Raw genomic sequence first — 460 nt, forward strand, 5'->3', positions numbered from 1 at the left:
GTGATTCTGAAATTGACGCACTTACTGACGCTGATTCTGAGTTAGAAACTGATTGTGACTCAGAAATTGACGCACTTAATGAAGCTGATTCGGAATTGGATACTGATTGTGATTCAGAAACTGACGCACTCTCGGAAGATGACTCGGAATTGGATACTGATTGTGATTCAGAAACTGATTCACTTTCTGATGCTGATTCTGAATTAGACACAGACTGTGACTCTGAGATTGAAGCACTTACTGAGGCACTTTCAGAGTTAGAAACCGATTGTGATGCTGAAATTGACTCACTTACTGACGCTGACTCGGAGTTTGAGACTGACTGTGACTCAGACACTAATGCACTTTCTGAAGCGGATTTGGAATTAGATACAGACTGTGATTCTGAGATTGATTCACTTACTGACACTGACTCTGACGTTGAAGCAGATTGTGATTCGCTTACTGATGCACTCTCTGA

The 460-nt window shown here is 41.5% G+C and carries 1 pseudogene; it reads left to right on the top strand.

Features of this window, described 5'->3' with window-relative positions:
* Positions 1-460: pseudogene (locus HMPREF3112_RS11870) on the top strand (hypothetical protein); the annotation flags it as partial.

Origin of the sequence: Streptococcus sp. HMSC10E12 (assembly GCF_001807855.1) — a bacterium.
GTDB lineage: Bacteria > Bacillota > Bacilli > Lactobacillales > Streptococcaceae > Streptococcus > Streptococcus salivarius.